The sequence below is a fragment of the Paraburkholderia kururiensis genome (assembly GCF_034424375.1).
Lineage (GTDB): Bacteria > Pseudomonadota > Gammaproteobacteria > Burkholderiales > Burkholderiaceae > Paraburkholderia > Paraburkholderia kururiensis_A.
In genome coordinates this window covers 812424-837040 of the sequence record NZ_CP139965.1, presented here as the reverse complement: position 1 = coordinate 837040, position 24617 = coordinate 812424, and the positions used below count along the sequence as shown (strand labels likewise).

19 protein-coding genes are annotated in these 24617 nt (G+C 68.6%); 14 read left to right on the top strand and 5 right to left on the bottom strand.

Features of this window, described 5'->3' with window-relative positions; translation table 11 throughout:
• Positions 1 to 29: 29 nt before the first annotated feature.
• Together U0042_RS03850 and U0042_RS03845 are read right to left on the bottom strand one after the other, a co-directional pair.
• On the bottom strand, positions 30 to 551 hold the full coding sequence (locus U0042_RS03850) for a hypothetical protein (RefSeq protein ID WP_232833282.1): 522 nt from the start codon (positions 549 to 551) through the stop codon (positions 30 to 32).
• Between the two features lie 103 nt (positions 552 to 654).
• Complete coding sequence (locus U0042_RS03845) at positions 655 to 1284, bottom strand: ParB-like protein (RefSeq protein WP_157977790.1); 630 nt, start codon at positions 1282 to 1284, stop codon at positions 655 to 657.
• Between the two features lie 184 nt (positions 1285 to 1468).
• On the opposite strand from U0042_RS03845, the gene U0042_RS03840 reads away from it, so the two are divergent.
• From U0042_RS03840 to U0042_RS03815, 6 genes are read left to right on the top strand one after another with little or no spacing between them, the layout of a single operon-like run.
• Positions 1469 to 3661, top strand: a complete 2193-nt coding sequence (locus U0042_RS03840; RefSeq protein WP_114809941.1) for a VTT domain-containing protein — start codon at positions 1469 to 1471, stop codon at positions 3659 to 3661.
• Positions 3658 to 4482, top strand: coding sequence for an endonuclease/exonuclease/phosphatase family protein (locus U0042_RS03835; RefSeq protein WP_114809940.1), 825 nt, complete (start codon positions 3658 to 3660; stop codon positions 4480 to 4482). The genes U0042_RS03840 and U0042_RS03835 overlap by 4 nt, the downstream gene beginning before the upstream one ends.
• Before the next feature lie 50 nt (positions 4483 to 4532).
• Positions 4533 to 4742, top strand: coding sequence for a hypothetical protein (locus U0042_RS03830; protein ID WP_114809939.1), 210 nt, complete (start codon positions 4533 to 4535; stop codon positions 4740 to 4742).
• A gap of 32 nt (positions 4743 to 4774) precedes the next feature.
• On the top strand, positions 4775 to 6370 hold the full coding sequence (locus U0042_RS03825) for a DHA2 family efflux MFS transporter permease subunit (protein ID WP_114809938.1): 1596 nt from the start codon (positions 4775 to 4777) through the stop codon (positions 6368 to 6370).
• A gap of 1 nt (position 6371) precedes the next feature.
• Positions 6372 to 8189, top strand: coding sequence for an efflux transporter outer membrane subunit (locus U0042_RS03820; protein WP_114809937.1), 1818 nt, complete (start codon positions 6372 to 6374; stop codon positions 8187 to 8189).
• On the top strand, positions 8186 to 9169 hold the full coding sequence (locus U0042_RS03815; protein ID WP_114809936.1) for a glycosyltransferase family 2 protein: 984 nt from the start codon (positions 8186 to 8188) through the stop codon (positions 9167 to 9169). The genes U0042_RS03820 and U0042_RS03815 overlap by 4 nt, the downstream gene beginning before the upstream one ends.
• A 92-nt stretch (positions 9170 to 9261) precedes the next feature.
• On the opposite strand, the gene U0042_RS03810 is transcribed toward U0042_RS03815, so the two are convergent.
• The 3 genes from U0042_RS03810 to U0042_RS03800 are packed head-to-tail and all read right to left on the bottom strand — an operon-like array spanning position 9262 to position 14721.
• Positions 9262 to 9762, bottom strand: a complete 501-nt coding sequence (locus tag U0042_RS03810) for a DUF421 domain-containing protein (RefSeq protein WP_114809935.1) — start codon at positions 9760 to 9762, stop codon at positions 9262 to 9264.
• A gap of 52 nt (positions 9763 to 9814) precedes the next feature.
• Positions 9815 to 12889 carry an ATP-binding cassette domain-containing protein gene (locus tag U0042_RS03805; protein WP_114809934.1) on the bottom strand — a complete coding sequence of 1025 codons (3075 nt, stop codon included), beginning with the start codon at positions 12887 to 12889 and terminating at the stop codon, positions 9815 to 9817.
• Positions 12890 to 12927: 38 nt separating this feature from the next.
• Complete coding sequence (locus U0042_RS03800) at positions 12928 to 14721, bottom strand: thiamine pyrophosphate-requiring protein (protein ID WP_114809933.1); 1794 nt, start codon at positions 14719 to 14721, stop codon at positions 12928 to 12930.
• Positions 14722 to 15152: 431 nt separating this feature from the next.
• Between U0042_RS03800 and U0042_RS03795 the strand changes: the two genes are divergently transcribed.
• The 8 genes from U0042_RS03795 (at position 15153) to U0042_RS03760 (ending at position 24612) form a co-directional block, all read left to right on the top strand.
• Complete coding sequence (locus tag U0042_RS03795) at positions 15153 to 16451, top strand: glycosyltransferase family 4 protein (RefSeq protein WP_114809932.1); 1299 nt, start codon at positions 15153 to 15155, stop codon at positions 16449 to 16451.
• Positions 16442 to 17092 carry an HAD family hydrolase gene (locus tag U0042_RS03790; RefSeq protein ID WP_327205063.1) on the top strand — a complete coding sequence of 217 codons (651 nt, stop codon included), beginning with the start codon at positions 16442 to 16444 and terminating at the stop codon, positions 17090 to 17092. The genes U0042_RS03795 and U0042_RS03790 overlap by 10 nt, the downstream gene beginning before the upstream one ends.
• Entirely contained in the window at positions 17089 to 18369 is a 1281-nt protein-coding gene (gene waaF / locus U0042_RS03785; RefSeq protein WP_114809930.1) for a lipopolysaccharide heptosyltransferase II, read from the top strand. Before U0042_RS03790 ends, waaF begins: the two co-directional genes overlap by 4 nt.
• 17 nt (positions 18370 to 18386) lie before the next feature.
• Positions 18387 to 20141, top strand: a complete 1755-nt coding sequence (locus U0042_RS03780; RefSeq protein WP_114809929.1) for a carbamoyltransferase — start codon at positions 18387 to 18389, stop codon at positions 20139 to 20141.
• Positions 20138 to 21340, top strand: coding sequence for a glycosyltransferase (locus tag U0042_RS03775; RefSeq protein ID WP_232833280.1), 1203 nt, complete (start codon positions 20138 to 20140; stop codon positions 21338 to 21340). Before U0042_RS03780 ends, U0042_RS03775 begins: the two co-directional genes overlap by 4 nt.
• 47 nt (positions 21341 to 21387) lie before the next feature.
• Complete coding sequence (locus U0042_RS03770) at positions 21388 to 22608, top strand: glycosyltransferase family 9 protein (protein ID WP_114810085.1); 1221 nt, start codon at positions 21388 to 21390, stop codon at positions 22606 to 22608.
• Positions 22598 to 23569, top strand: coding sequence for a glycosyltransferase family 4 protein (locus tag U0042_RS03765; RefSeq protein ID WP_114809928.1), 972 nt, complete (start codon positions 22598 to 22600; stop codon positions 23567 to 23569). The genes U0042_RS03770 and U0042_RS03765 overlap by 11 nt, the downstream gene beginning before the upstream one ends.
• A gap of 62 nt (positions 23570 to 23631) precedes the next feature.
• Positions 23632 to 24612 carry a UDP-glucuronic acid decarboxylase family protein gene (locus U0042_RS03760; protein WP_114809927.1) on the top strand — a complete coding sequence of 327 codons (981 nt, stop codon included), beginning with the start codon at positions 23632 to 23634 and terminating at the stop codon, positions 24610 to 24612.
• Positions 24613 to 24617: the final 5 nt, after the last annotated feature.

Sequence of the window (24617 nt, the reverse complement as noted above, 5' to 3'; positions counted from 1 at the left end):
GGAGAAAAGCGGAAGAAAAGAAAGTCCGCTCAGGCGACCGTCGTGGATTCGGGGTCGCGCCGCGCCGCCCGCGCCTTGGCGAGCGCGCGATACGCCACCGCCACCATTGCGGCAAATGCTTCGTCATACCAGGGATGTGCGCCGCTCACGGCAACGACGATGCCGTCTATCGCGGCACTGCCCCACAGCGCGGTGTCGCCGCTCACGAGCAGATGCGGGCGCAGCGTCTGCAACTCGTGCGAACCCATGCCGGTGCGCCACGACAACCGCGCCTTGTCGAGCGCGAAGGCACGGTAGTCGGCGTCCCACGCCGACACGTCGCCCTCCGAATGCTCGCCGACGATAGCCTCTTCGAACGGCTGATCGCGAGGGTCGAGTGTGGGCGACATCACCACGATGTGCAGAAAACCGGCACCGCATATTTCACGGTCGGCTATCGCGGCGCGCACGGCGGGCAGGGCCAGTTCGATGGCGCGTCGCGCGAGTTCGCGCTCCACGGCGTGGGCCGATTCACGTGCAGCAGCGGAAACCAGAGAGGATGGCGTGGTCAAGCGAATCTCCTTGCGGCCCCCATGGGCGGCGAGCGTTGTGTCACGCTGCTGCCCTTAGCAAGGCGCGTTCCGCAGTACTTCCCGCGCGGTTGTTGTGCGCGCTTCATAGCCCCACATGCTGTGCCGAATGCACGCCCGGGTCATACCCCGGCAAGCCCCGCGCCTGCTCGTCCCGCGACGCCTTCAGCGCCTGCGCCAGCGCCATCGCGAACCCCGCGATCGTGCTGAAATCGCCCTTCACGCGGGAACGAAAAAAATCGGCCCACGCAAACTTGGCGTTGAATTGCGGCGGGTCGCGATAAACGCCTGCCACGCGCACGAACGCCGCAATGCTTTGGTACGGGTCGTCCGGCATGGCCATGATGGATTCGGGCAACGCCTGCGGCGCAATGGGCTGGCCGTCCGGACCGAACGGATGCAGCCAGCCGCGCGCGTTCATCTGCGCCGCGAATGCGGCCGGCGTGCACGCACTGAAGTCCTCGGCAATCTCCACGGGCAATTCCTCGATGCCCATTTCGCACCAGGCGCGCGCCCAGTGGTGATGGTCGATCACATGGAGCAGCCCCGCCGGGCCGCGCACCACGCGCAACGCCCGCTCGCGCATGAAGCGTATGCGCGCTTCGGGCGGCACGGCGAGCGTCGCGGCGCATTTCGCGCGCGCGTATTCGAGCCCGAGCGCGCCTTGCGTAGGCCGCAGGTGTTCGGCATTCGCGACCGCTGCAGTCGTGTTCAAACGCACCTCCGCCTGGGTTGCGCTTCAGTTGCGCGTCGTTGTGCTTTCACGCCCCTCCGTCGCACAGCGCGTGCCCACCCCGACCCGCGCTGCGCACGAGGAACGCCCCTTGCAACGCGCCCCTATTGGAGCACTTCATCGGAACGCTTCACCGGAACAAATCGACGGAACACCTGGAGCCCTCATGCCCTCGTTGTTGCAGCCCGGCACGACATGCCGTTGCATCCGGCGCGCAAACCGTCTGCGCGTGCTCGTAGACGCCGCCGCGTACTTCGCCGCCGTGCGGCACGCCATCGCGCGCGCCGAGCACAGCGTCTTCATCGTCGGTTGGGACATCGATAGCCGGTTGCAACTCGTGCCCTGCAAAGGGCACGAGCAGCCGCCCGATGGTCTGCCCGCGCCGCTCGCCGATTTCCTCTGCGCGGTCGCGGAACGCAACCCGCACGTGCGCATCCACGTGCTGGCCTGGGACTTCGCGATGCTTTACGCGCTGGAGCGCGAATGGCTGCCGTCGTACCGGCTCGGCTGGCGAACGCATGCGCGCGTGCGCTTCCGGCTGGACGGGCAGCATCCCGTGGGCGCCTCGCATCATCAGAAGATCGTCGTGGTGGACGACCGGCTCGCGTTCGTGGGCGGCATCGACCTCACGCGTTCGCGCTGGGACACGCCCGCCCACGCGCCGGACGAGCCGCTGCGCCGCAACGTCCATAACGTGCGTAAAGCACGCGCGCAGCCCTACGCGCCCTTTCACGACGTCCACACGATGTTCGACGGCGAAGCGGCAGAGGCCATCGCCGAACTCGTGCGCGAGCGCTGGCTGCGCGCCTTCGGCAAGGCTCGGGCACGCGCGGCGGCGCAAGACGTGCAGCACACGAGGCACGATCCGACGCACGCGCCGCCGCCACCGCACGATGCGTCGTCCGACGCCTGGCCGCCCTTCGAGCCCGCCGACTTCGAAGCCGTGGACATCGGCATCGCGCTCACGGAGCCCGCCTTCGGCGGCCGCGCGCCGGTGCAGGACATTCGCGCGCTCTATCTCGCGGCCATCGCGGCGGCGCGCGAGAACATCTACATCGAGAACCAGTACTTCACGGCGAGCCCCGTGGGCACGTCGCTGGTCGCGCGGCTCACGCAGCCCGAAGGGCCGGACGTCGCCGTCGTCGCGCCGCGTGCGCAAACCGGCTGGCTTCAGACCATGACGATGGGCGTGCTGCGCGCGCGGCTCTACCGCATGGTGAAGCGCGCCGACGACCACGGCCGCCTGCGCCTCTACTACCCGCACGTCGACGGCCTCGGCAACGACTTCGTCAACGTGCACAGCAAGCTCATGATCGTGGACGACGAACTGCTCTTCGTCGGCAGCGCGAATCTCAACAACCGGTCCATGGTGCTCGACACCGAATGCAACATCGCGCTCGAAGCGCGCGGCGACCCGCGCATTCGCGCCGCCATCGCGCAGGTGCGCAACCGGCTGCTCGCGGAACACCTCGATGTAGCCGTGGCCGATGTCGAACGCGCCTTTCAGACGCACGGGCGGCTGCACGCGGTAATCGAAGCGCTGCGCCACGAAGGCCGCGCGCTCGTGCCGCTCGATCCCGAAGTGGAGCCCGAGATCGATCGCCTCGTGCCCGAAGAAGCGCTCATCGACCCTGAAAAACCCGTGTCGCCCGACGAACTCGTACGCGAGTTCGTGCCCGGCGGCGAGAGCCGTTCGCTCTCCGCGCGCCTGTTGATTCTCGGCGGCCTCGCGCTCGCGGTCGTGGCGCTCGCGCTGTTGTGGCACTTCACGTCGCTGCGCCATGACCTGAACTTCACCGCGCTCACGCAGACAGCCACGGCCATCGGACACTCGCGCTTCGGTCCCGTGCTGATCGTGGGCGCGTATGCGTTGGCGGCCATCGTGTCGGTGCCCATCACGCTGCTCATTGCGCTGGCGGGCTTCGTATTCGGTCCCGGCGCCGGCAGTGCCTATGCGTTGACGGGCACGCTCATCGCCGCGCTCGTCACCTACGGCGCAGGCGTGTGGCTCGGGCGCGATGCCGTGCGGCGGCTCGCGGGCGCGCGGCTGAACCGGCTCTCGGAGCGGCTGGGGCGCCAGGGGCTGGTCGCGGTGGTCGTCCTGCGCGTGTTGCCGCTTGCACCGTTCACGCTGGTCAACCTCGCGGCCGGCGCCTCGCACATCGGCCTGCGCGATTTTCTGCTGGGCACCGCGCTCGGCATGGGGCCGGGCATCGTGCTCGCGGCGTCGTTCGCGCATCAACTGGTGGCGGCCGTGCGGCATCCGAGCGCGGCGTCGATTGGCCTGCTCGCGGCCATCGGCGTGGTGCTGGTGGCGCTTTCGTTCGCGCTGCAACGCTTCTTCGCGAGGGGTCGATGAAAACCGGCACCGAATTCACTCCACTCAGTGCCCCCAAGCGCGACGACCCGGCCTCGCTCGCCGGCAACGACAACCACGCACGCGCTGCCGAACTGCGCATCGCCACCTGGAACATCCACGGCGCGACCGGCGCGGACCGCGTGCAGTCGGCGGAACGCATCGCAGCGGTCGTGGGCGAACTGGACGCGGACATCGTCGCGCTGCAGGAGGTGCCGCTCGGCGACGCCCGCACGCCGAACGCGCTCGACGTCTTGCGCGCCGCCACGGGCCTGCACGCAGTGGAGGGTCCGACGCTCGACACGCCGCGACGCCGCTTCGGTAACGCCGTGCTTTCGCGGCTGCCTGTGCGCGCGGCGCGCACGCTGGACCTCTCGTTCGGTCAGCGCGAGCCGCGCGGCGCGCTCGATGTGGACCTGCACCATCGCGGCGAAACGTTTCGCGTGGTGGCCACGCATCTGGGCCTCTCCGCGCGCGAGCGGCGCGCGCAGATCCACCGGCTGCTCTCCGCATTCGACCGCCCCGACCTGCCCGTCATCCTGCTCGGCGACATCAACGAGTGGTTCGTGTGGGGCCGCGCGCTCCGCATGCTGGTGGAGCACTTCCGCGCGGCGCCCGCGCCGCGCACGTTTCCGGCGCGTTGGCCCGTGTTCGCGCTGGACCGCATCTGGATGCACCCGGGCGAGCGGCTCATCGACGTGCGGGCGCACGCCAGTCCTCTGGCGCGCATCGCGTCGGACCACTTGCCGCTCGTGGCGCGCGTCGCGGCAAGCCCGCAGCGGGCAACCACGCAACGCGACGAAGCCGGGCGCGCGGCTTGCTGATGCAACGTCGGGCTTCATTCGTAGACCCGTTCATTTGAAGGAGAGCTGTCATGGCCAATCGCCAATCGAAAGCTGACGAAAACGCACCGCTGCAGCCCGAGACCGACAAGCAAACCGGCACCGGCACGTTCACCACCGACGTATCGGAAACGGACGACGAAGGCACCACTGTCCGCGAAGCCGAAGTGCGCGAGGACGATCTCGCCGAAGTCCGCCCGTCCGAAGGCGAGCGCGGCGGCGGATCGGGCCAGTCGCATTGAGGCGGCTTGCGATCTCGCGCTAGTTAGAGCGGATGAGTGACGAGCACAACCCTGGACAAAACCAGGGCCACGACGCATGGCGACCCGCTGCGAACCCGTGGGTGATCGCCATCGTCGTCACGCTTGCGGCGTTCATGGAGGTGCTGGACACGACCATCGTGAACGTCGCGCTGCCCCACATTGCGGGCACGATGTCGGCAAGCTACGACGAGGCCACGTGGACGCTCACCTCGTACCTCGTCGCCAACGGCATCGTGCTGCCCATCTCGGCGTTCTTTGCGCGGCTGCTGGGCCGCAAGCGCTACTTCCTGATCTGCATTGCGGCCTTCACGGTGTGCTCGTTCCTGTGCGGCATCGCGACGAACCTGGGTCAGCTGATCGTCTTTCGCGTCTTGCAGGGCTTCTTCGGCGGCGGGCTGCAACCGAACCAGCAGTCCATCATTCTCGACACGTTTCCCCCGGAAAAACGCGGGCGGGCGTTCTCGATCTCGGCGGTGGCCATCGTCGTCGCGCCCGTGCTGGGGCCGACGCTGGGCGGCTGGATTACGGACAACTTCTCGTGGCGCTGGGTGTTTCTGCTCAACGTGCCGGTGGGCATTCTCACGACGCTCGGCGTCATGCAACTCGTGGAAGATCCGCCGTGGGAGCGGCGCGCAAGCGGCCGGCTCAGCATCGACTACATCGGCATCGGGCTCATTGCGATAGGTCTGGGCTGTCTTCAGGTCATGCTGGACCGCGGCGAAGACGACGACTGGTTCAGCTCGCCGTTCATTCGCATCTTCACGGCGCTGGCGGTGGCCGGCATGGCGGGCGCGGTGGCGTGGCTCCTGTACACGAAAAAACCGGTGGTGAACCTGGCGTGCCTGCGCGACCGCAATTTCGCGCTGGGCTGCGCGACGATTGCGGCCTTCGCGATGGTGCTCTACGGCAGCGCCGTGCTGGTGCCGCAACTCGCGCAGCAGCAGCTGGGTTACACAGCCACGCTCGCAGGCCTCGTGCTCTCGCCGGGCGCGTTGCTCATCACGATGGAAATTCCCATCATCAGCCGGCTCATGCCGCACATCCAGACGCGCTGGCTCATCGCCACGGGCTTTCTGCTGCTGACCGTGGCGCTTGCGTACTCGCACATGCTTGTGCCCAACGTGGACTACGCCACGCTCGTGAAGATGCGCAGCGCGCAGTCCATTGCCATCGGCTTTCTGTTCGTGCCCATCACGACGCTCGCGTATCAGACGGTGCCGCGCGAACTCAACAACGACGCCTCCGCGCTGCTCACCATGTTCCGCAACGTGGCGGGGTCCATCGGCATATCGCTTTCCACGGCGATGATCCGCGAGCGGGCGCAGGCGCGCATGGCGCATCTATCGGAACATCTCTCGCCGTTCTCGCAAAACTACCAGGACGCGTTGCAACGCGCGGCGCACACCATCTCGGACCTCACGGGCCAGCCGCCCGCGCAGGCGCTGCAAACGGCCACGGGCCGCCTCTACGAGACGTTCGTTTCGCAGGCCACGATCCTCGCGTATCTCGACGTGTTCGCCATGCTGGCTGTGTTCTGCCTGCTGTGCCTGCCGTTGTCGTTCTTCTTCTCGCCGGTGAAGGCCGCCGGCGGGGCGGGTGGGCACTGAGATGACGCGGCACCGTTCTTTCAGCGGACAACGAGCGCGGACAAGCGCAGCGGCATGCACGCTTGCAGTTGCCACGTTGCTGCTCGTGAGCGCCTGCACGGTGGGCCCGGACTTCAAACCGCCAACAGCCAACGTGCCCGGCCAGTGGCACGACGTACAGCGCGAGGCGTCTGCTACGTCTGCGGCCTCTGCGGCTTCAGCAACATCGCCAACCTCGCAGACACCCGACCCGCCGCACGTCCAAGGCGCGCATCCGCATTCGTCGCCCACCACGGATTCGGACCCGGACCCTCGCTGGTGGCACACCTTCCAGGACCCGACGCTCGACGCGCTGATCGACCGCGCCGTCCGCGACAACCCCGACCTCCAGCAAGCCGTGTTGCGCATTGCCGAGGCGCGCTCGCAAGCGCAGTCCGCAGCGGCCCAGGGCCTGCCGAACGTGCGCGCAACGGCCAGCTACACGCGCGAGCAACTCGGCATCAAAGGTCTGCTGGAGGAACAGAACGCCTACGACTCGGTCAACCGGCTCGGGCAGCGCGGCGGCCCTTCGGTGCAACGCGGCGCGAACCAGTTCCTCGACCAGCTCACGTCGCCCGTCAATCTCTGGCAGGCGGGCTTCGACGCTTCGTGGGAAGTGGATCTGTTCGGCCGCGTGCGGCGGTCCGTGGAAGCCGCGAACGCGCAGACCGAAGCGGCAATGGAAAGCCGCAACGACGCACTCGTTTCGCTCGAAGCCGAAGTCGCGCAGACCTACGCGCAACTGCGCGGCGCGCAGCAGCTTCGGCACATCGCGAGCGACCTCGTGAACCAGCAGCGCGAAATCGTGACGCTCACGCAAAGCCAGGCGAGCGTGGGCATGACGAGCCAGCTGGACGTGCAGAACGCGTCGGCCCAACTGGCGCAGACCGAAGCGCAACTGCCGCTCTACGACCAGCAGATCACGCAGGCGCTCAACGGTCTCGCGTATCTGGCGGGCGAGGCGCCGGGCGCGCTGGACGCCGACTTGCAGACGCCCGGCGCGGTGCCGCCCGTGCCGCCCACGGTGCCCGTGGGCCTGCCCGCGACGCTCGCGCGCCGCCGTCCCGACGTGCGCCGTGCGGAGGCGGAATTGCACGCGGCCACCGCGGACGTCGGCGTGGCCACCGCGCAGTTCTACCCCGACATTTCGCTCACCGGCCAGGTGGGCACGCGCGCGGGCCACGCAGACAACCTCGCCCGCTGGTCGCATCTGTTCTATTCGTTCGGACCGGCCATTTCGCTGCCCATCTTCGAGGGCGGGCAACTCGTGTCGAACCTGCGCCTGAGCCAGGCACGCGAAGCGGAAGCGGCACTCGCCTGGCGCAGCGCCGTGCTCGTGGCGTTGCGCGACGTGGACAACGCGCTCGCCGTCTATCGCACCGACCAGGCGCGCCGCGACGCGCTCAACGACAGCGTGGCCGCCGAGCAGGCCGCATTCGACCTTGCCCGCGACAGCTATCGCAAGGGCCTCGTGACGTTCATCAACGTGCTGGACGCGGAACGCCAGCTTGCGCAGGGCCGGCAGCAGGCCGCTCAACAAACCATGCAGGTGACGACGGATCTCGTCGCGCTGTACAAGGCGCTGGGCGGCGGGTGGCAGGCGGCGTCCGCGGGTTCGGCGTCCGCGGGTTCGGCGTCCGCAGGTTCGTCAGCGCAAGCGCCGCAATCGTCGAAATTCGCGCAATCAGCGGGCTCGCCGTTGTCTTCGCTCTCCGCTTCGTCGCCGCATGCGGCACCGCCTCCACGCTTCGCGCGACCCGTGCCATCCGCACCGTCTCTCGCATCGAAACCGCAGCCATGACCTTGTCCTCTGCCTCAAGCTCGTCCGTGCCGCGCATCACCGTCATCGTGCTGACGCACAACCGCATGCGCGAAGTGACCGAAACCGTCGCGCGGCTGCTCGCGCTGCCCGAACGTCCGCCCGTGATCGTCGCGGACAACGGCTCCACGGACGCCACCGTCGAAACCCTGCGTGGACGTTTTCCGTCGGTGCGCGTGGTGGCGTGCGGCGCGAATCTGGGCGCGGCCGGCCGCAACCACGCGGTAGCCCTCGCGCAGACCGACTACATCGCCTTCAGCGACGACGACACGTGGTGGGAACCGGGGTCGCTTGCCTACGCCGTGCGCGTGCTCGACGAAGCGCCGCAGGTCGCCGTGCTCAACGCGCGGGTGGTAGTAGGCGAAAACGCGCGCGCCGATGCCACATGCGAGCGCATGAGCGCGAGCCCGCTCGCCGGCACGGGGCTGCCCGGCCCCTTGCTGACCGGCTACATGGCCGGCGCCTGCGTGTTCCGGCGCGCGGCGTTTCTCGAAGTGGGCGGCTATGAGTCGAAGTTTTTCATCGGCGGCGAGGAAGAACTCGTCTCGCTCGATCTGCTCGCGCGCGGCCACGCCATGGTGTATTGCGACCGGATGGTGGTGCATCACCATCCATCGCCCGCACGCGACGCAGGATTGCGGCGCCGCATGCTGGCGCGCAACGCGGCGTGGGTGGCGTGGCTGCGCCTGCCGTTGCCGATGGCCCTCAAGGCCACGCTCAAGGCGCTGCGCGTGCTGCGGCACGAGCGCGCGTTATGGCACGATGCGCCGCGACTGCTGGGCGGCATCATGTGGGCGTGCCGCCGCCGACGCGTGGTGCCCCCCAACGTGCTCGCCATGCGGCGTGAGGTGCGCAACGCCGAACGCACCGCCGACTGGCTCGCGGACCGCGACGCGGCGTGGCTGCACCGGCGGCGCGCGGCAGGCGAAGGCGGGTCGGGGGAACCGCAGCGGCGTGCTTGAACGTCACGCTTGATGTCATGCTCGAGGTCACGCGTGAAGTCACGCTTAAATTCACGCATGATGCCGCGTGCGGCACCCCACATGGCCGCGCGCTACGACTCCCCTTCGCGCTTTCGAATCACGCTGAGTTGCCCGTTACGTTCCAGAATCGCCGCCTCCACGCGCGCGAGGTCCCGTGCGCCAAGCGACTGCCGCACGCTCTCGTAGATATCGGTTTCCGTAATGAGCGCCGCGCCCATCTGCTTTTCGTCGAAGCATCCGTGATGGAACACCTCGCGCTCGATGCCCACCACCATCCGTTCCAGCGCACGCGAATGCACGCACGCCCAGGCGAGCGCGCGATGCAGCACCACGATCACGAGCGACGCCACCACCGTGGGCACGAACGGCGACGCGCCCACCACTGCGCGGCTCAGAATGGCGCCCAGCAAAAAGCCCACCACGTAGTCGAACGGTGAGCGCTGGCCGAACGAACGTCGGCCGGAAATGCGCACGAGCACGAGCGCCAGCAAGAAGACGACCAGCGAGCGCATGCCCATCTGCAACGCGTCAAGATTCCGGCCTTCGCCGAACAACGCCACGAGCGTATTCATATGCCGCCTCCCTTTGCCTTGTTCGAATGTCGTTGTATGCGTCGCTGCCGCGCTACGCCGGATGCGAGACGGCGGGCGCGGTGCGTGACGTGCGCGCGACCCGGCGTATCGCATCGATGAGCTGGTCGGCAGGCACAGGCTTGGTGAGATGCGCCGCAAAGCCGGCAGCGACGGTGTGGCCATTCGGCGTACCGGTCGGCGAGCCATTCGTCGTGCCGGTCGGCGAGCCACTCCATGCGCCACTCTGCGCGCCATGCGATGCGCCGTTCTGCGCGCCGTTCGCAGATCCGTTCGGCCCGCCATTCGGCAAGCCACTCGGCGAGCCATTCGCCCCACCATTCGCCCCCGCACCCGGCACGCGCGTCGCCATCCCCACCCCGGCAAGCGGCACGGGCGACTGCACCGCGCCGTCTTCCGTGAGCGTGTAGCCCGTCAACGCGATGGCGGGCAGCCGGGCGCCGGGGCGCAGCCCGCGCCGCGCTTCGAGATCGCGCACGCGGCGCAGCACGTCGAAGCCGTCTTCCTGTTCGAGCACGATGTCGCAGACCAGCACGTCGGGCCAGGCGTCCATGGCCTCGCCTTCGAGCATCGCGAGCGTATCGTCGCCGCCCTGGGCCGTCTGCACGCGTGCGCCCATCGAGGAAAGCATGGCCTCCAGCGCATCGCGCGTCTCTTCCTGGTCGTCGATGGCGAGTACTGCGATGCCCTCCAGCGGCTGGGCTTCAAGATGCCGCGCCGGCTGCGAAGGCGCGGCTTGCGCGGGCGTAGTTGCCGACACACCCGGCGCGCGCATCGACGCCGCCGAAGCGAAGGACGCCCTCGAACCCTCCAACGCCGGCGACGCCGATGTACCCACCGGCACATCCACCACCGGCCGCAACGGCAACGTGACCACATACGCGAGCCGCGTCTGCACGGGCATCACCGTAAAGCCGCCGCCTGCCGACACGATGGTCGCCTCCAGCTCTCGCGCGCGTTCCTGCGAAAGCTCGGCGGGCCGGTCGCCGGCGCCCACCACGGTGAGCCATGCCTCGTTGCCGAAGTGGTCCGCGCGCAGTTGCACGCTGCCGCCGCGCAGCGCATGAGCCAGTTCGTTGCGGCACAGTTCGGCCACCACGCCGGCCAGCTTGTCGCGCTCGCCTGTAATGAAGAGGCCCGGCTCCGCCACGAGCGTCGTGAAGTCGGCACGCTGGCGCGCGGCGTCCGTGCGCACCAGCGCCGCCACATGGGCCACGAGTTCGTCCAGCTCCACCGGCTGCGCCACGAGCCTGCGTTGCGCGCGCTCCAGTTCGCCCTGCTGCTGTTGCAGCGACCACATCTTCATGTACACGCCTTCGCGCGCGAGCAGCGCTTCGTGCGTGCCCTGCTCCACGATGTGACCGTGCTCCATGACCAGAATGGTGTCCGCGTCCACCACGGTGGAAAGGCGGTGCGCGATGGTAATGGACGTGCGCCCCTGCGCGAGGCGCTGCAATTCCAGCTGGATGGCGCGTTCCGAACGCGTGTCGAGCGCCGAGGTGGCCTCGTCGAACACGATGATGCGCGGGTCTTTCAGAATGGCGCGCGCAATGGCGATGCGTTGCCGCTCGCCGCCCGAAAGCCGCACGCCGCGCTCGCCCACCTGTGTGTCGTAATGATCGGGCAGACGTTCGATGAAACTGTCCAGCTGCGCCGCGCGCGCGGCGCGCACCACGTCCGCGCGCGTGGCGCCGGGCCGGCCGTACGCGATGTTGTAGGCGATCGTGTCGTTGAAGAGCACCGTGTCCTGCGGCACGATGCCGATGGCTTCGCGCAGGCTGGTTTGCGTCACGTAGCGCAGGTCCTGGCCGTCGATGCGCACGGTGCCCGACGTGGGCTGATACAGCCTGAACAGCAGCTTCACGAGCGTGGATTTGCCCGATCCGCTACCGCCCACCACGGCCACGGAGGTTCCCGCGCCCACACGAAAATCGATGTCGTGCAGCACCTGGCGCTGCGTGTCGTAGCCGAAGTCCACGTGGTCGTAGGCGATCTCGCCCGCCTGTATGGCGAGCGGCTGCGCGCCCGGCTCGTCCAGGTCTTCGCCCACGCGCCCTTCGGCCGCGAGAATGCCGAACATGCGCTCCACGTTCACCATCGCGTCGTTGGTCTCGCGAAACACGAAGCCGAGCGAATTGAGCGGCAGACACACCTGGATGATGTACGCGTTCACGAGCACGAGGTCGCCCACGCTCATGCGGCCCACCATCACGTACTGCACGGCGAGCAGCATCACGGACGCCACGCCGAACGCAATCACCGCGCTCTGGCCGATGTGCAGCGTGGAAAGTGCGCGCTGGTTCGCCATGCGCGCCGTGATCCAGTGGCCGAGAATGCCCGAGAGGCGCCGCGTCTCCAGCTCTTCCGTGGCGAAGTATTTGACCGTGTCGTAGTTGAGCATGCTGTCCACGAAGCGGCTGTCCGTCTGCGCCTCCAGCCGGTTCACGGCGCGCTGGTGCACGAGCCGCCGCCGCGTGAAGATCACCGTGTAGATCGCGTAGACCACGAACGTGATGCCGATGATGGCCGTGAACGTGGCGGCATAGCTCGTCGCCATGATCGCGATGACCGAGCCGATTTCGATCAGCGTGGGCACGATCGTGAAGATGGCGATACCGAGCAGATAGCCGATGCCGTCCGTGCCCTTCTGCACGTCGCGCACCACGGCGCCCGTCTCGCGCGTGGCATGAAAGCGCGCGCCCAGGCGATGCAGATGCGCGAAGGTGCGCTCGGTAAACGACGCCACCGTGCGCTGCGTCACCACGCTGAACACCACGTCGCGCACTTCGTTCAGCGCGCCGCTGACGAAACGCAGAATCGCGTAGGCCAGCACGAGAAAGACAGGAAAGAGCGCAAGCGGCGACGGGTGACTCACCTCGTCCACGATGCGCTTGAGCACGAGCGGCACGCCCACCGCGGCGAGTTTCGCCGCGACCATCAGCGCGACGGAAACCAGCGTGACGTTGCGGTACTGCCAGATGGCGCGGCCCAGGTCCACGAAGATGCGGCGGCGCAGGGCGCGCGTATCGGGCGGCGCAGGCCGCGGCGCGACGGAAGGCGCCGAGGTAGCGCCCGACTGTGAAGGGGTGCGCGTGCTGTCGCTCGCCATGCCGGGGTCCCGCGACGGCGTCAACTGTCGCCGTTATCCTAGTGCCCCGGCAGCACCGAGGCCAGCACCTGCTTCGCCGTGCCCGCAATCACACTGGCTTCGCGCGGGTCGCCCTTCAGGAGCATGTGCGCGAAGTGGCGCGCCTGTTCGAGCGTGACGTGCGGCGGCAGCGGCGGCACTTCGGGGTCGCTCTTCACTTCCAGCACCACGGGACGGTTCGAGGCCAGCGCCTCTTCCCAGGCGGGCGCAATCTGATCGGGCTCCGAAACGTAAATGCCTTTCAGGCCGATCAGTTCCGCGAAGCGGTGGTACGGCACGTTCGGCACCTGCTGCGAAGCATCGAACTTCGGGTCGCCTTCCATTACGCGCTGCTCCCACGTCACCTGGTTCAGGTCTTCGTTGTTGAGCACCATGCAGATCCAGCGCGGGTCGGCCCACTGCTGCCAGTACTTCGACACGGTGATGAGTTCGGCCATGTTGTTCATCTGCATGGCGCCGTCGCCCACCAGCGCGATGACGGGCCGCGACGGATGCGCGAACTTCGCCGCAATCGCATACGGCACGGCGGCGCCCATCGACGCGAGGCCGCCCGAAAGCGAGCACATCATGCCGCGACGAATCTTGAGGTCGCGCGCGTACCAGTTTGCGCAGGATCCCGAATCGCTCGTGATGATGGCCTGATCGGGCAGACGCGGCGAAAGCTCCGTGAAGGCGCGCTGCGGGTTCACGCCGCGCTCGGACTTCGCGGGCTCCAGCGCGCGCTTGTGCAGCGTCTTCCACCACGAGTCGGTCCAGCGTTCGATGCGCTTGCGCCACGTCGTGTCCTCGCGCTCGTGCAGGAGCGGCAGCAGCGCGCGCAGCGTTTCGGCGGTGTCGCCCACCAGGTTGACCTCCATCGGGTAACGCAGGCTCAGCATGTCGGCCTTGATGTCGATCTGCACGCCGCGCGCCTGGCCTTCCTTCGGGAGGAACTCGGAGTACGGAAAGCCCGAGCCCACCATCAGGAACGTGTCGCAGTCGGTCATCATGTCGTAGCTCGGCAAGGTGCCGAGCAGGCCGATCGGCCCCGTCACCCACGGCAGGTCGTCGGGCAAGACGGCCTTGCCGAGCAGCGCTTTCGCCACGCCCGCGCCCAGGCGGTCGGCCACGGCGATCACTTCGTCCGTGGCGCCCAGCGCGCCCGCGCCCACCAGCATCGCGACTTTCTTACCGGCATTGAGCACGTCCGCGGCGCGTTGCAGGTCGTCTTGTTGCGGCACGACCTTGGGCCGCGAATAGCCCACGCCCGAATGTACCGTTCCGTGCTTGCGGCCCGGCGGCTCATACGGCAATTCCTGCAGATCGTTCGGCAGCACGAGCGCGGTCACGCGCCGGTCGGCCACCGCGATGCGCACCGCGCGGTCCACGAGGTGCCGCACCTGGCCCGGCACCGTGGCGAGTTGCACGTAGGAGCCGGCGACGTCCTTGAACATCGACACCAGATCCAGCTCCTGCTGGTAGTGCCCACCCAGCGAGGCGCGCGCCTGTTGTCCGGTAATGGCGAGCACGGGCATGTGGTCCATGCGCGCGTCGTAGAGACCCGTGATGAGGTGCGCAGCCCCCGGGCCGGAGGTCGCGATGCACACGCCCAGCTCGCCGGTGAATTTCGCGTGGGCGCAGGCCATGAACGCGGCCATTTCTTCGTGTCGGGCCTGAATGAATTCGATCTTCCCGCCCGCGCGATTCAAGGCGCCGAACACGCCGTTGATGCCGTCGCCGGGATACCCGTAGATGCGGCGCACGCCCCAGTGATAAAGCCGGTCGACGATGAAGTCACCCACAGTAGCAGCCATGAAACGCCTCCTTTGCTTGACCCAAGCGGCGGGGCAAGAAGCGCTCCCGGTCCTCGCGCGGCATCGCGGGCGCACAACGGGCGCGCGTGTTTTCGCGGTCGGACAAAACCGGTACACCGCCCGCTCCTTATTTACACGCGGCGTGTAAGAAGCTCAGCGGCGCACCTCGCGCGGTGGAGAGACACGGTGCAAACCGGCGATGGCCTGCGTAGTACTTCCCAGTGACATGCAGGCGTACCGCGTTCACGCCTTCCTCCATGCAGCGATGGGCACACGCCGTGCTGAATCCCTATCCATACACGGCCGTCGATTTCCCTACGCGCGGCGCCGAGCCAAACGTCCCAACGTCCAAGGGTTCGATAAGGCCCCGGCCCGCGCGCCGGACGCCGGCCCCGTTCGAACACAAGAGAGCCATCCGCGAAGGAGCTTCGATGAAAGTCGCCCTCATCAGTGAACACGCCTCTCCGCTTGCAGTAGCCGGCGGTGTCGATAGCGGCGGTCAGAACATCTACGTCGCGCACGTGGCCCGCCAGCTTCACAAGGCCGGCCACCAGGTGGACGTGTTCACGCGCCGCGACCGTGCGCTGCTGCCGCTCGTCTCCAACATGGACGGCGTGCGGGTCGTGCACGTGCCGGCCGGGCCGCCCATGCAGTTGCCGAAGGAAGAACTGCTGCCGTGGATGGGCGAATTCGCGGATTTCCTCACGGGCTTCTGTCGCGGCGAAAGCCGGCCCTACGACGTGCTGCACGCGAACTTCTTCATGTCGGGCCTCGCCGCGCTGAAGACGAAGGCCGCGCTCGGCATTCCGCTCGTCATGACGTTCCATGCGCTCGGCCGCGTGCGCCGCCTGCATCAAGGCGCGGACGACGGCTTTCCCGACGAACGCTTCGCCATTGAAGACGAACTCGTGCGCGAGGCCGACACGATCATCGCCGAATGCCCGCAGGACGAGGCCGACCTGATCGAACTCTACGGCGCAGACCCGCAACGTATCGACGTGATTCCGTGCGGCTTCGACACCACCGAACTGCGGCCCGTGTCGCGGCGCGCCGCGCGCGAAGCGCTGGGCTGGCCGCAGGACCGCTTCACGGTGCTGCAACTGGGCCGGCTCGTGCCGCGCAAGGGCATCGAAAACGTCGTGCGCGGCATGGGCGTGCTGCGCCAGCGTTACGACACCGACGCGCATCTCTACGTGGTAGGCGGCAACGCGGACGCGCCCAACGAAATCGCCACGCCGGAAATCGCGCGGCTGCGCGGCATTGCGCGCCAATGCGGCGTGGAAGACTGCACGACTTTCGTGGGCCGTCGCGGGCGCGCGCAACTGCGCTACTTCTACAGCGCCGCGGACGTGTTCGTGACGACGCCGTGGTACGAGCCGTTCGGCATCACGCCCGTCGAGGCGATGGCGTGCGGCACGCCCGTGATCGGCGCCGACGTGGGCGGCATCCGCTCCACGGTGCGCGACGGCGAGACCGGCTTCCTCGTGCCGCCACGCGACCCCGACGCGCTCGCCGCGCGCATCCATACGCTCATGCGCAACCCGGCGCTCGCGCGTCGCATGGGCGAAGCGGGCATGGCGCGCGCCAAGGCGCAATTCACCTGGCGCGGCGTGAGCGACGCGCTGCTGCGCGTGTACCGCCGCGTCGCCGAACTGCCCAGCGAAGCCGAGCATGCCCGCGCGTCGCGCGAAACGGCAAGCCAGGCCGCCAGCGGAGGCTCATTCGCGTGAACGGACTCCCTACGCGCGATGCCGCGGTGTTTCTCGACAAGGACGGCACGCTGCTGGAAGACGTGCCGTACAACGTCGACCCGGCGCAGATGCGCTTCACCAGCGGTACGCGCGAAGCCCTCGCGCTGCTCGCCGCGCACGGCTTCAAGCTGATCGTCATCAGCAACCAGCCGGGCGTGGCGCACGGCAGGTTCGCGCTGACCGCCCTGCGCGGCGTGCAGATGCAGCTTGCCCGCATGTTCGGCACCTGCGGCGCGGAACTCACGGCGGCGTACTGGTGCCCGCATCATCCCGACGGCATCGTCTCGCGCTACGCGCGCCACTGCCGTTGCCGCAAACCCGCGCCGGGCATGCTGCTGCGGGCCGCGCGCGAACACGCCGTCGACCTCGCGTCGAGCTGGTTCGTGGGCGACATCCTCGACGACGTGGAGGCCGGCAACCGCGCGGGCTGCCGTTCCATCCTGCTCGACAACGGCCATGAAACGGAGTGGAAGGCGGGCCCCTACCGCGTGCCGCATGCGCGCACGCGCGACCTCTACGGCGCCGCGCTCACCATCGTAGAGGCGCGCGAGCGCCAGGTGCGCGTGGGGCTGCTCGCCGACGTGGCGGACCGCGGGCTACGCGTGGGGAGCGTGGGATGAACCGCGCGAAGACGTTCATGTTTTCCGCGCTGCCCACGACGCCGCACGCCTTTGCGCCCGCGGCGCGGCCGGCGGCCGTCTGGGGGCCGGAGGTGCGGCGCATTCTGTGCGTGCGGCTCGACAACATGGGCGACGTGCTCATGACCACCCCGGCCATGCGCGCGTTGCGCGAAGCCGCGCCGGGGCGGCAACTCACGCTGCTGGCGTCGTCGGCGGGCGCGCAGATGGCGCCCTATCTGCCCGACGTGGACGAAGTGATCCGCTACGACGCGCCCTGGGTGAGCGGCCAGGCCGAACCTTCTGCGCAGACCGACCTGCACATGCGCCGCGCACTCGAAGCCGGCCGCTTCGACGCCGCCGTGATCTTCACCGTCTATAGCCAGAACCCGTTGCCCGCCGCGCTGATGTGCTACCTCGCCGGCATTCCGCGGCGGCTCGCCTGGTGTCGCGAGAACCCCTACCACCTGCTCACGGACTGGGTGCACGAAAAAGAGCCGCAACAGCACGTGCGCCATGAGGTGGCGCGACAACTCGCGCTCGTGGAGCACGTGGGCGCAACGACTCCCGACACGCGCATGCGCTTCGCCGTGGCCGACGAAGACCGTCACACGCTCGACGCCCTGCTCGCCACGCACGGCGTGCGTGCCGACACGCCGTACGTCGTGCTGCATGCGGGCGCGAGCAGCGCGTCGCGGCGGTATCCGCCGGAGCGCTTCGGCGAAGTGGCCTCGCACATCGCGGCGCAGTTGCGCTGCCCGGTGCTGCTCACGGGCGGCCTGGAAGAGCGCGAGACCGTGCAGCGCGTGACGAGCGCCACGCGCACGAGCATGCGCCGCTATCTCTGCGACCTCTCGGGGCTGCTCACGCTCGGCCAGCTTGGGGCGCTGCTGGAACGCGCCGCCGTGCTGGTCTCCAACAACACGGGGCCCGTGCATATCGCCGCGGCGCTCGGCACGCCCGTGGTGGATCTCTACGCGCTCACGAACCCGCAGCACACGCCGTGGCAGACGCCGAGCCGCGTGCTGTTCCATGACGTGGACTGCCGCTGGTGTTATCGCAGCGTCTGCCCCGAGGGACACCATGCGTGCCTGCTCGGTGTGCCCGCCGCCGAAGTGGCCGAAGCGGCGTTGCAGCTTGCGGCGCCGCGTCTCTCCCCTCCGTCGCCGCCTGCGGCTGCACGCCCCGCGCCGCGCGGCACCGCCGGCCCGCTGCCCGTCAAGACCAGCCGCTGGCCCGGCGAAGCCGCCGTGCTCGCCCGGCTCCCGAAAACCTCCTGAACGTCCGGACTCGCGCCATGTACACACTCGGAATCAATGCCGTCTATCACGACAGCGCCGCCGCGTTGATGCGCGACGGCGTCGTGCTCGCCGCCGCCGAGGACGAGCGCTTCACCCACGTGAAGCATGCCAAGCGCCCGGTGCCCTTCTCGACGTGGCAATTGCCCTACGACGCCATCGACTTCTGCCTCAAGGAAGCGGGCATCACGCTCGCCGACGTCGATCACGTGGCGTATTCGTACGACCCGTCGCTCTTTCCTGGCATGCCTAAGCAAGAGGCGCTCACCATCGAGCTGCCGTTTCACCCCACGAAGCGCAAGCCCACGAATCCCTCCGAGTCGCCGTGGGACCCGCTGTTTCTAAGCTATATCGTGAACGCGAAGGCGCAGTTGCTCGACGGCGCGCCGCATCACCTCATGAAGCGCTTCAAGGGCGTGGACCGCGAGAACGGCTTTCAGTGGCACTTCGTGGAGCACCACCTCGCGCACGAGGCGAGCGCATTTCTCGCGGCCCCGTTCGACGATTCCGCCGTGCTCACCATGGACGGCCGCGGCGAAGGCGTCACCACCAGTCTGGGCAAATTCGTGGACGGCGAATACACGCGTCTGCGGCAGGTGGAATTGCCGCACTCGCTGGGGCTGCTCTATGAAGCGGTCACAAGCTGGCTCGGCTTTCTGCACTCGTCGGACGAGTACAAGGTGATGGCGCTCGCCGCCTACGGAAAGCCCGCCTACGTGGACTATTTCCGCGGTATCGTGCGCTACCGCAGCGACGGCACATACACCGTGGACGCGCCGCGCCTCGTCGAACGCTTCGGCCCCGCGCGCGAGCGCGGCGGCCCGCTCGAGCAGCGCCACTTCGACATTGCGTGCTCGTTGCAGCGCGTGCTCGAAGAGACCGTGTTGCAGCTGGCGAACTGGCTGCATGAACAGACGGGCTTGCCGAACCTCTGCATGGCGGGCGGCGTGGCGCTCAACTGCGTGATGAATTCGAAGGTGCGCGACGAGGGTCCGTTCAAGGACGTGTGGGTGCAACCCGCGGCGGGCGATGCCGGCACGGCGCTCGGCGCGGCGCTCTGGATCGACTGGCGCGAGCGTGCCGCCCAGGGGAACGCCGGCGAGCGCCGCCGCCACTGGCGCATGGACCACGCGTACCTGGGCCCGGCGTGGCCCGACGACGAGATCGAACAGTTCCTGCGCTGGAGCAAGCTGCCGTTTCGCCGCCTCGACGACATCGCGGGCGAAACTGCGGCGCTGCTCGCGGAGGGCAACGTGATCGGCTGGTATCAGGGGCGCACGGAGTTCGGGCCGCGTGCGTTGGGCGCGCGCTCCATTCTGGCTTCGCCGCTCGACCCCGGCATGCAGGCCAAACTCAACGAGATCAAAGACCGCGAAGACTTTCGCCCCGTGGCGCCCGTGGTGATGGAAGAGCACGCCGCGGACTGGTTCGCGAACGCGCGCGTGGCGCCGTTCATGCTGTTCGTGTTCGACATCCGGCCCGACCGCGCCGACCGCATTCCCGCCGTGCGCCACGTGGACGGCACGGCACGCGTGCAGACCGTCAACCGCAGGCAGCATCCGCTCTACTACGACTTGCTCGACGCGTTCCGCCAGCGCACCGGCGTGCCCGTGCTCGTGAACACGTCGTTCAATACGCGCGGCGAGCCCATGGTGAATTCGCCGCGCGATGCAGTCGAATCGTTCTGGACGTCGCCGCTCGACGCACTCGTGATCGGTCCGTTCCTCGTCACGAAGCACGGAGGCCAACGATGACGCCGCCAGCACGCGGCGGCGCGGCGCCGGTTTCGTTGCGGGCGGTGGGGGCTGAGGCTCGGCCCGAGATTCGGCCTGAGGTTCATGCGCAAGCCGAAGCCGCGGCCGGGACGGTGCCCACGCCAACGTCCGACGACGCGGCCGGCACGCTTGAAGCCGCGACATCTGCCACCACCGCCACCGTCGAACCGCTGCGCCCCGCCGCGCAGGCCGTGCCCGCGCGGCCCGACGTCTCCGTGGTCGTACCCACCTACAGGCGCGCGGCGTTGCTCGAAAAGTGCCTCGACGCGCTGGTAGCGCAGGACTACGACCCCACGCGTTACGAGATCGTGGTCTGCGACGACGGGCCGGACGACGACACGCGCGCGCTCGTCGAACGCACCGCCGAGGCGGCACGCGCACGCGGCCTCGTGGTGCGCTACGTGCCGGTCACGCGAACGCAAGGCCCGGCCGGCGCGCGCAACGCAGGCTGGCGCGCGGCCCACGCCCCGCTCATCGCCTTCACCGACGACGACACCGTGCCCGACCCGCACTGGCTCTGCGCGGGCCGCGATGCCATGGCGGCGAGCGGCGCGGCGGCTGCATGCGGCGACATCGTGGTGCCGCTGCCCACGCGCCCCACCGACTACGAAGCGGACGCCGCAGGCCTCACCGTGGCCGAGTTCGCCACGGCCAACGCGTTCGTCACGCGCGCGTTTCTGGAACAAACCGGCGGCTTCGACGAACGCTTCACGCAGGCGTGGCGCGAAGATTCGGACCTGCAATTTTCGATCATGCGCGCGGGCGGCCGCGTGGAGCACGCGCGCGGCGCCGTGGTCGTGCATCCCGTGCGGCCCGCGCCCTGGGGCGTGAGCATCGCGCAGCAACGCAAGGCGCAGTTCGAGGCGCTGCTGTACAGCAAGCACCCGGAGTTGTACCGGCAGCGCATCCGACGCTGGCCGCCGTTGCATTACTACGCGATTGCCGCGGGCGCATTGCTCGCCGTCGCGGGCGCGCTGGCGGGCGTCACGGAGCTGGCCGCGTTCGGTGCCGCCGTCTGGTTCGTGTTCACGCTCGCCTTCTTCGTGCGCCGCATGAACGGCACGAGCCGCCGCTCACGCCATATCGCCGAAATGGCGTGGACGTCCGTGCTCATTCCGTTTCTCTCGATCTACTGGCGCCTGTATGGCGCGTTCAGGTACCGCGTATGGTTCCTCTGACTTCGCGTGCTTCCCGGCGCGTGGGCGCGCAAGGCGGCAGCGCGCCCATGCTGCGCCCTGTCGCGCCGCGCCGCGTGGCCGTGTTCCGCGCGCTGCAGCTAGGCGACATGCTGTGCGCCGTGCCCGCACTGCGCGCCATGCGGCGCGCGTGGCCTGCGGCGCACATCACGCTGATCGGCCTGCCCTGGGCGCGCGCGTTCGCCACGCGCTACGCGGAACTCGTCGATGAATTCGTGCCGTTTCCGGGCGCCCCCGGCTTCGTCGAACAGGAACAGACCAGCACCGCGTTGCCCGTCTTCTACGCGCAGATGCGCGCGCGTCACTTCGATCTGGCCATCCAGCTGCACGGCAGCGGCAGCCGTTCGAACGGCGTCGTATTCAACCTGGGCGCCGTCGCGTGCGCGGGCTTCGTGCCGCCCGAAGAAACGCATCAGCTGGCCGGCTGCTTCATTCCGTGGCCCGAACAGTTGCCGGAGCCGCTGCGTTATCTCGCGCTCATGCACGCGCTCGGCCTGCCGGCAGACGACGCCACGCTCTCCATTCCCGTGACGCGCCCCGATCGCGACGAATACGCGGCGCTGGCCGCAAGCTGCCATATCGAGCCCGAGCGGCTCGTGCTGATTCATCCCGGTGCGCAGTTGCCGTCGCGGCGCTGGCCCGCCGTGCGCTTCGCCGCGGTGGCCGATGCCCTCGCCGACGCGGGTTGCCAGGTGGCGATCACCGGCAGCGAAGCCGAATTGCCGCTGACGGGCGAGGTGCTGGGCGCGATGACGGCGCCTGCGCTGCATCTGGCGGGCAAGACGTCGCTGGGCGGCCTTGCCGTGCTGGTGTCGCGCGCGCGCCTCGTGGTGTGCAACGACACGGGCATCTCGCACGTGGCCGCGGCCATGAAGACGGCGAGCGTGGTGGTGGCATCGGGCAGCGATACGCGACGCTGGGCGCCGCTCGACAGCGTGCGTCACCGCGTACTCGCGGACTGGCCGGCCTGCCGGCCCTGCATGTATCGCGACTGTCCCTACGGTCATCCGTGCGCGCTCAATGTTTCGGTGGAGAGCGTGGTAGATGCCGCGCGCGAGCAACTGACGCAGGCGCTGCGACTGCGGACGCCGGCAGACGCCGCCGACGATGCGCCCGACGCAGCCCACGCGCACAACGCATCCGCGCCGCCGAATCAGCGCGTGCATGCGGACTCGCTGCGCGCCGCGTCTTCCGCGTCTGTTTCGGCGGCACCGCCTGCCACCCCGAAGGAAGTCCGTCATGTCCGATAACAGCGTTCACAGCCCGCAAAAAAGGCTGCGCGTGCTGACGTGGCACGTGCACGGCAACTATCTCTACTACCTCACGCAGGCGCCGCACGACTTCTACATCGTGACGAAGCCGGGCAACCCGCCCGGCTACGCGGGTCGCGTGGGCGTGCTGCCGTGGGGGCCGAACGTGCACGAAGTGCCGGCCGGCGAAGTGGCGGCCCATCGCTTCGACGTGGTGCTCTACCAGCATCGGCTGCACTGGCAGGACGACCGGCACGCGCTGCTGTCGCGCGAGCAGCAGGCGTTGCCGCGCATCTACCTGGAACACGATCCGCCGCAGACGAACCCGTTCCAGCAGCCGCATTGGGTGGACGACCCCGGCGCGCTGCTTGTCCACGTCACGCACTTCAACCGGCTCATGTGGGACAGCGGCAGAACGCCCACGCGCGTAATCGAGCACGGCGTCGTGGTGCCGCCGCACGTGCGCTACAGCGGCGAGCGGCCGCGCGGCATCGTGGTGGTGAACCACCTCGCGAAGCGCGGGCGGCGCCTCGGCGCAGACGTGTTCGCCGCCTTGCGCGACGAGGTGCCGCTCGATCTGGTGGGCATGCAGTCCGACGAACTAGGCGGGCTGGGCGAGATCGGCAACCTCGATCTGGCCGCCACCATCGCGCCCTATCGCTTCTTCTTCAACCCCATTCGCTGGACGAGCCTGGGCCTTTCCGTCGTGGAGGCCATGACCATCGGCATGCCCGTCGTGGGGCTCGCCACCACGGAGCTTGCCAGCGTGATTCGCAACGGCGAGAACGGCTTCGTGCACACCGACCCCGCGCAACTCGTGCAGGCCATGCGCGTGCTGTTGCACGACCCGGTCGAAGCGAAACGGCTGGGCGACGGCGCGCGCCACACGGCGCTGGAGCGCTTTTCCATCGAACGTTTTGCGCGCGACTGGGACGAGGCGCTGCGCGAAGTGGCCGCGTAGCAGACAGAGGCTGGGGACACGGAAAACACACGCGGCGCGTGCCGCGAGCAAGGAGCATGTCGATGAAAGATCCGCTGCGCAAACGCATTCTGGTCACGGGCGGGGCCGGTTTTCTCGGCTCGCACCTGTGCGAACGGCTCGTCACGCAAGGGCACGACGTACTCTGCGTCGACAACTTCTACACGGGCACGCGCGAAAACGTGGCGCATCTGCTGGACTGCCCGAACTTCGAACTGATGCGTCACGACATCACGTTCCCGCTCTACGTGGAGGTGGACGAGATCTACAACCTGGCGTGCCCGGCGTCGCCGGTTCACTACCAGCACGACCCGGTGCAGACCACCAAGACGAGCGTGCACGGCGCCATCAACATGCTGGGGCTCGCCAAGCGCGTGAAGGCGAAGATCTTTCAGGCATCGACGAGCGAGGTGTACGGCGACGCACGCGTGCATCCGCAGACGGAAGACTACTGGGGCCACGTGAATCCCATCGGCCCGCGCTCGTGCTACGACGAAGGCAAGCGCTGCGCGGAGACGCTCTTTTTCGACTACCACCGCCAGCACCGGCTCTCCATTCGCGTGGCGCGCATCTTCAACACGTATGGGCCGCGCATGCACCCCGCGGACGGCCGCGTGGTCTCCAACTTCATGATGCAGGCGCTGGCCGGCGTGCCGCTCACGGTGTACGGCGACGGATCGCAAACGCGCTCGCTCTGCTACGTGGACGACATGGTGGACGCGTTCATCCGCTTCATGAACGCACCGGACGACCTGTGCGGCCCCGTGAACCTCGGCAACCCCGAAGAGATCACGATGCTGCTGCTGGCCAGACGCGTGATCGCGGCGACAGGGTCCACGTCGAAGATCGTCTACCGCCCGCTGCCCGCCGACGACCCGTGGCACCGTCAGCCCGACATCTCGCTCGCCACGGCGAAGTTGGGGTGGCAACCGCATACGCCGCTGGACGAAGGACTGGCGGCCACGGCGCGCTATTTCCGGGCGTGTATGGAGGCAGCGAGGGAGATGGGGGCGCACGCGGTTTGAGCCGC

Excerpts from the sequence above, each read along its gene's own strand:
- U0042_RS03760 (WP_114809927.1), top strand. The coding sequence starts at position 23,632 with ATGAAAGATCCGCTGCGCAAACGCATTCTGGTCACGGGCGGGGCCGGT.
- U0042_RS03810 (WP_114809935.1), bottom strand. The coding sequence starts at position 9,762 with ATGAATACGCTCGTGGCGTTGTTCGGCGAAGGCCGGAATCTTGACGCG.
- U0042_RS03815 (WP_114809936.1), top strand. The coding sequence starts at position 8,186 with ATGACCTTGTCCTCTGCCTCAAGCTCGTCCGTGCCGCGCATCACCGTC.
- U0042_RS03830 (WP_114809939.1), top strand. The coding sequence starts at position 4,533 with ATGGCCAATCGCCAATCGAAAGCTGACGAAAACGCACCGCTGCAGCCC.
- U0042_RS03775 (WP_232833280.1), top strand. The coding sequence starts at position 20,138 with ATGACGCCGCCAGCACGCGGCGGCGCGGCGCCGGTTTCGTTGCGGGCG.
- U0042_RS03805 (WP_114809934.1), bottom strand. The coding sequence starts at position 12,889 with ATGGCGAGCGACAGCACGCGCACCCCTTCACAGTCGGGCGCTACCTCG.
- U0042_RS03835 (WP_114809940.1), top strand. The coding sequence starts at position 3,658 with ATGAAAACCGGCACCGAATTCACTCCACTCAGTGCCCCCAAGCGCGAC.
- U0042_RS03765 (WP_114809928.1), top strand. The coding sequence starts at position 22,598 with ATGTCCGATAACAGCGTTCACAGCCCGCAAAAAAGGCTGCGCGTGCTG.
- waaF (WP_114809930.1), top strand. The coding sequence starts at position 17,089 with ATGAACCGCGCGAAGACGTTCATGTTTTCCGCGCTGCCCACGACGCCG.
- U0042_RS03770 (WP_114810085.1), top strand. The coding sequence starts at position 21,388 with ATGCTGCGCCCTGTCGCGCCGCGCCGCGTGGCCGTGTTCCGCGCGCTG.
- U0042_RS03825 (WP_114809938.1), top strand. The coding sequence starts at position 4,775 with ATGAGTGACGAGCACAACCCTGGACAAAACCAGGGCCACGACGCATGG.
- U0042_RS03820 (WP_114809937.1), top strand. The coding sequence starts at position 6,372 with ATGACGCGGCACCGTTCTTTCAGCGGACAACGAGCGCGGACAAGCGCA.
- U0042_RS03780 (WP_114809929.1), top strand. The coding sequence starts at position 18,387 with ATGTACACACTCGGAATCAATGCCGTCTATCACGACAGCGCCGCCGCG.
- U0042_RS03840 (WP_114809941.1), top strand. The coding sequence starts at position 1,469 with ATGCCCTCGTTGTTGCAGCCCGGCACGACATGCCGTTGCATCCGGCGC.
- U0042_RS03800 (WP_114809933.1), bottom strand. The coding sequence starts at position 14,721 with ATGGCTGCTACTGTGGGTGACTTCATCGTCGACCGGCTTTATCACTGG.
- U0042_RS03795 (WP_114809932.1), top strand. The coding sequence starts at position 15,153 with ATGAAAGTCGCCCTCATCAGTGAACACGCCTCTCCGCTTGCAGTAGCC.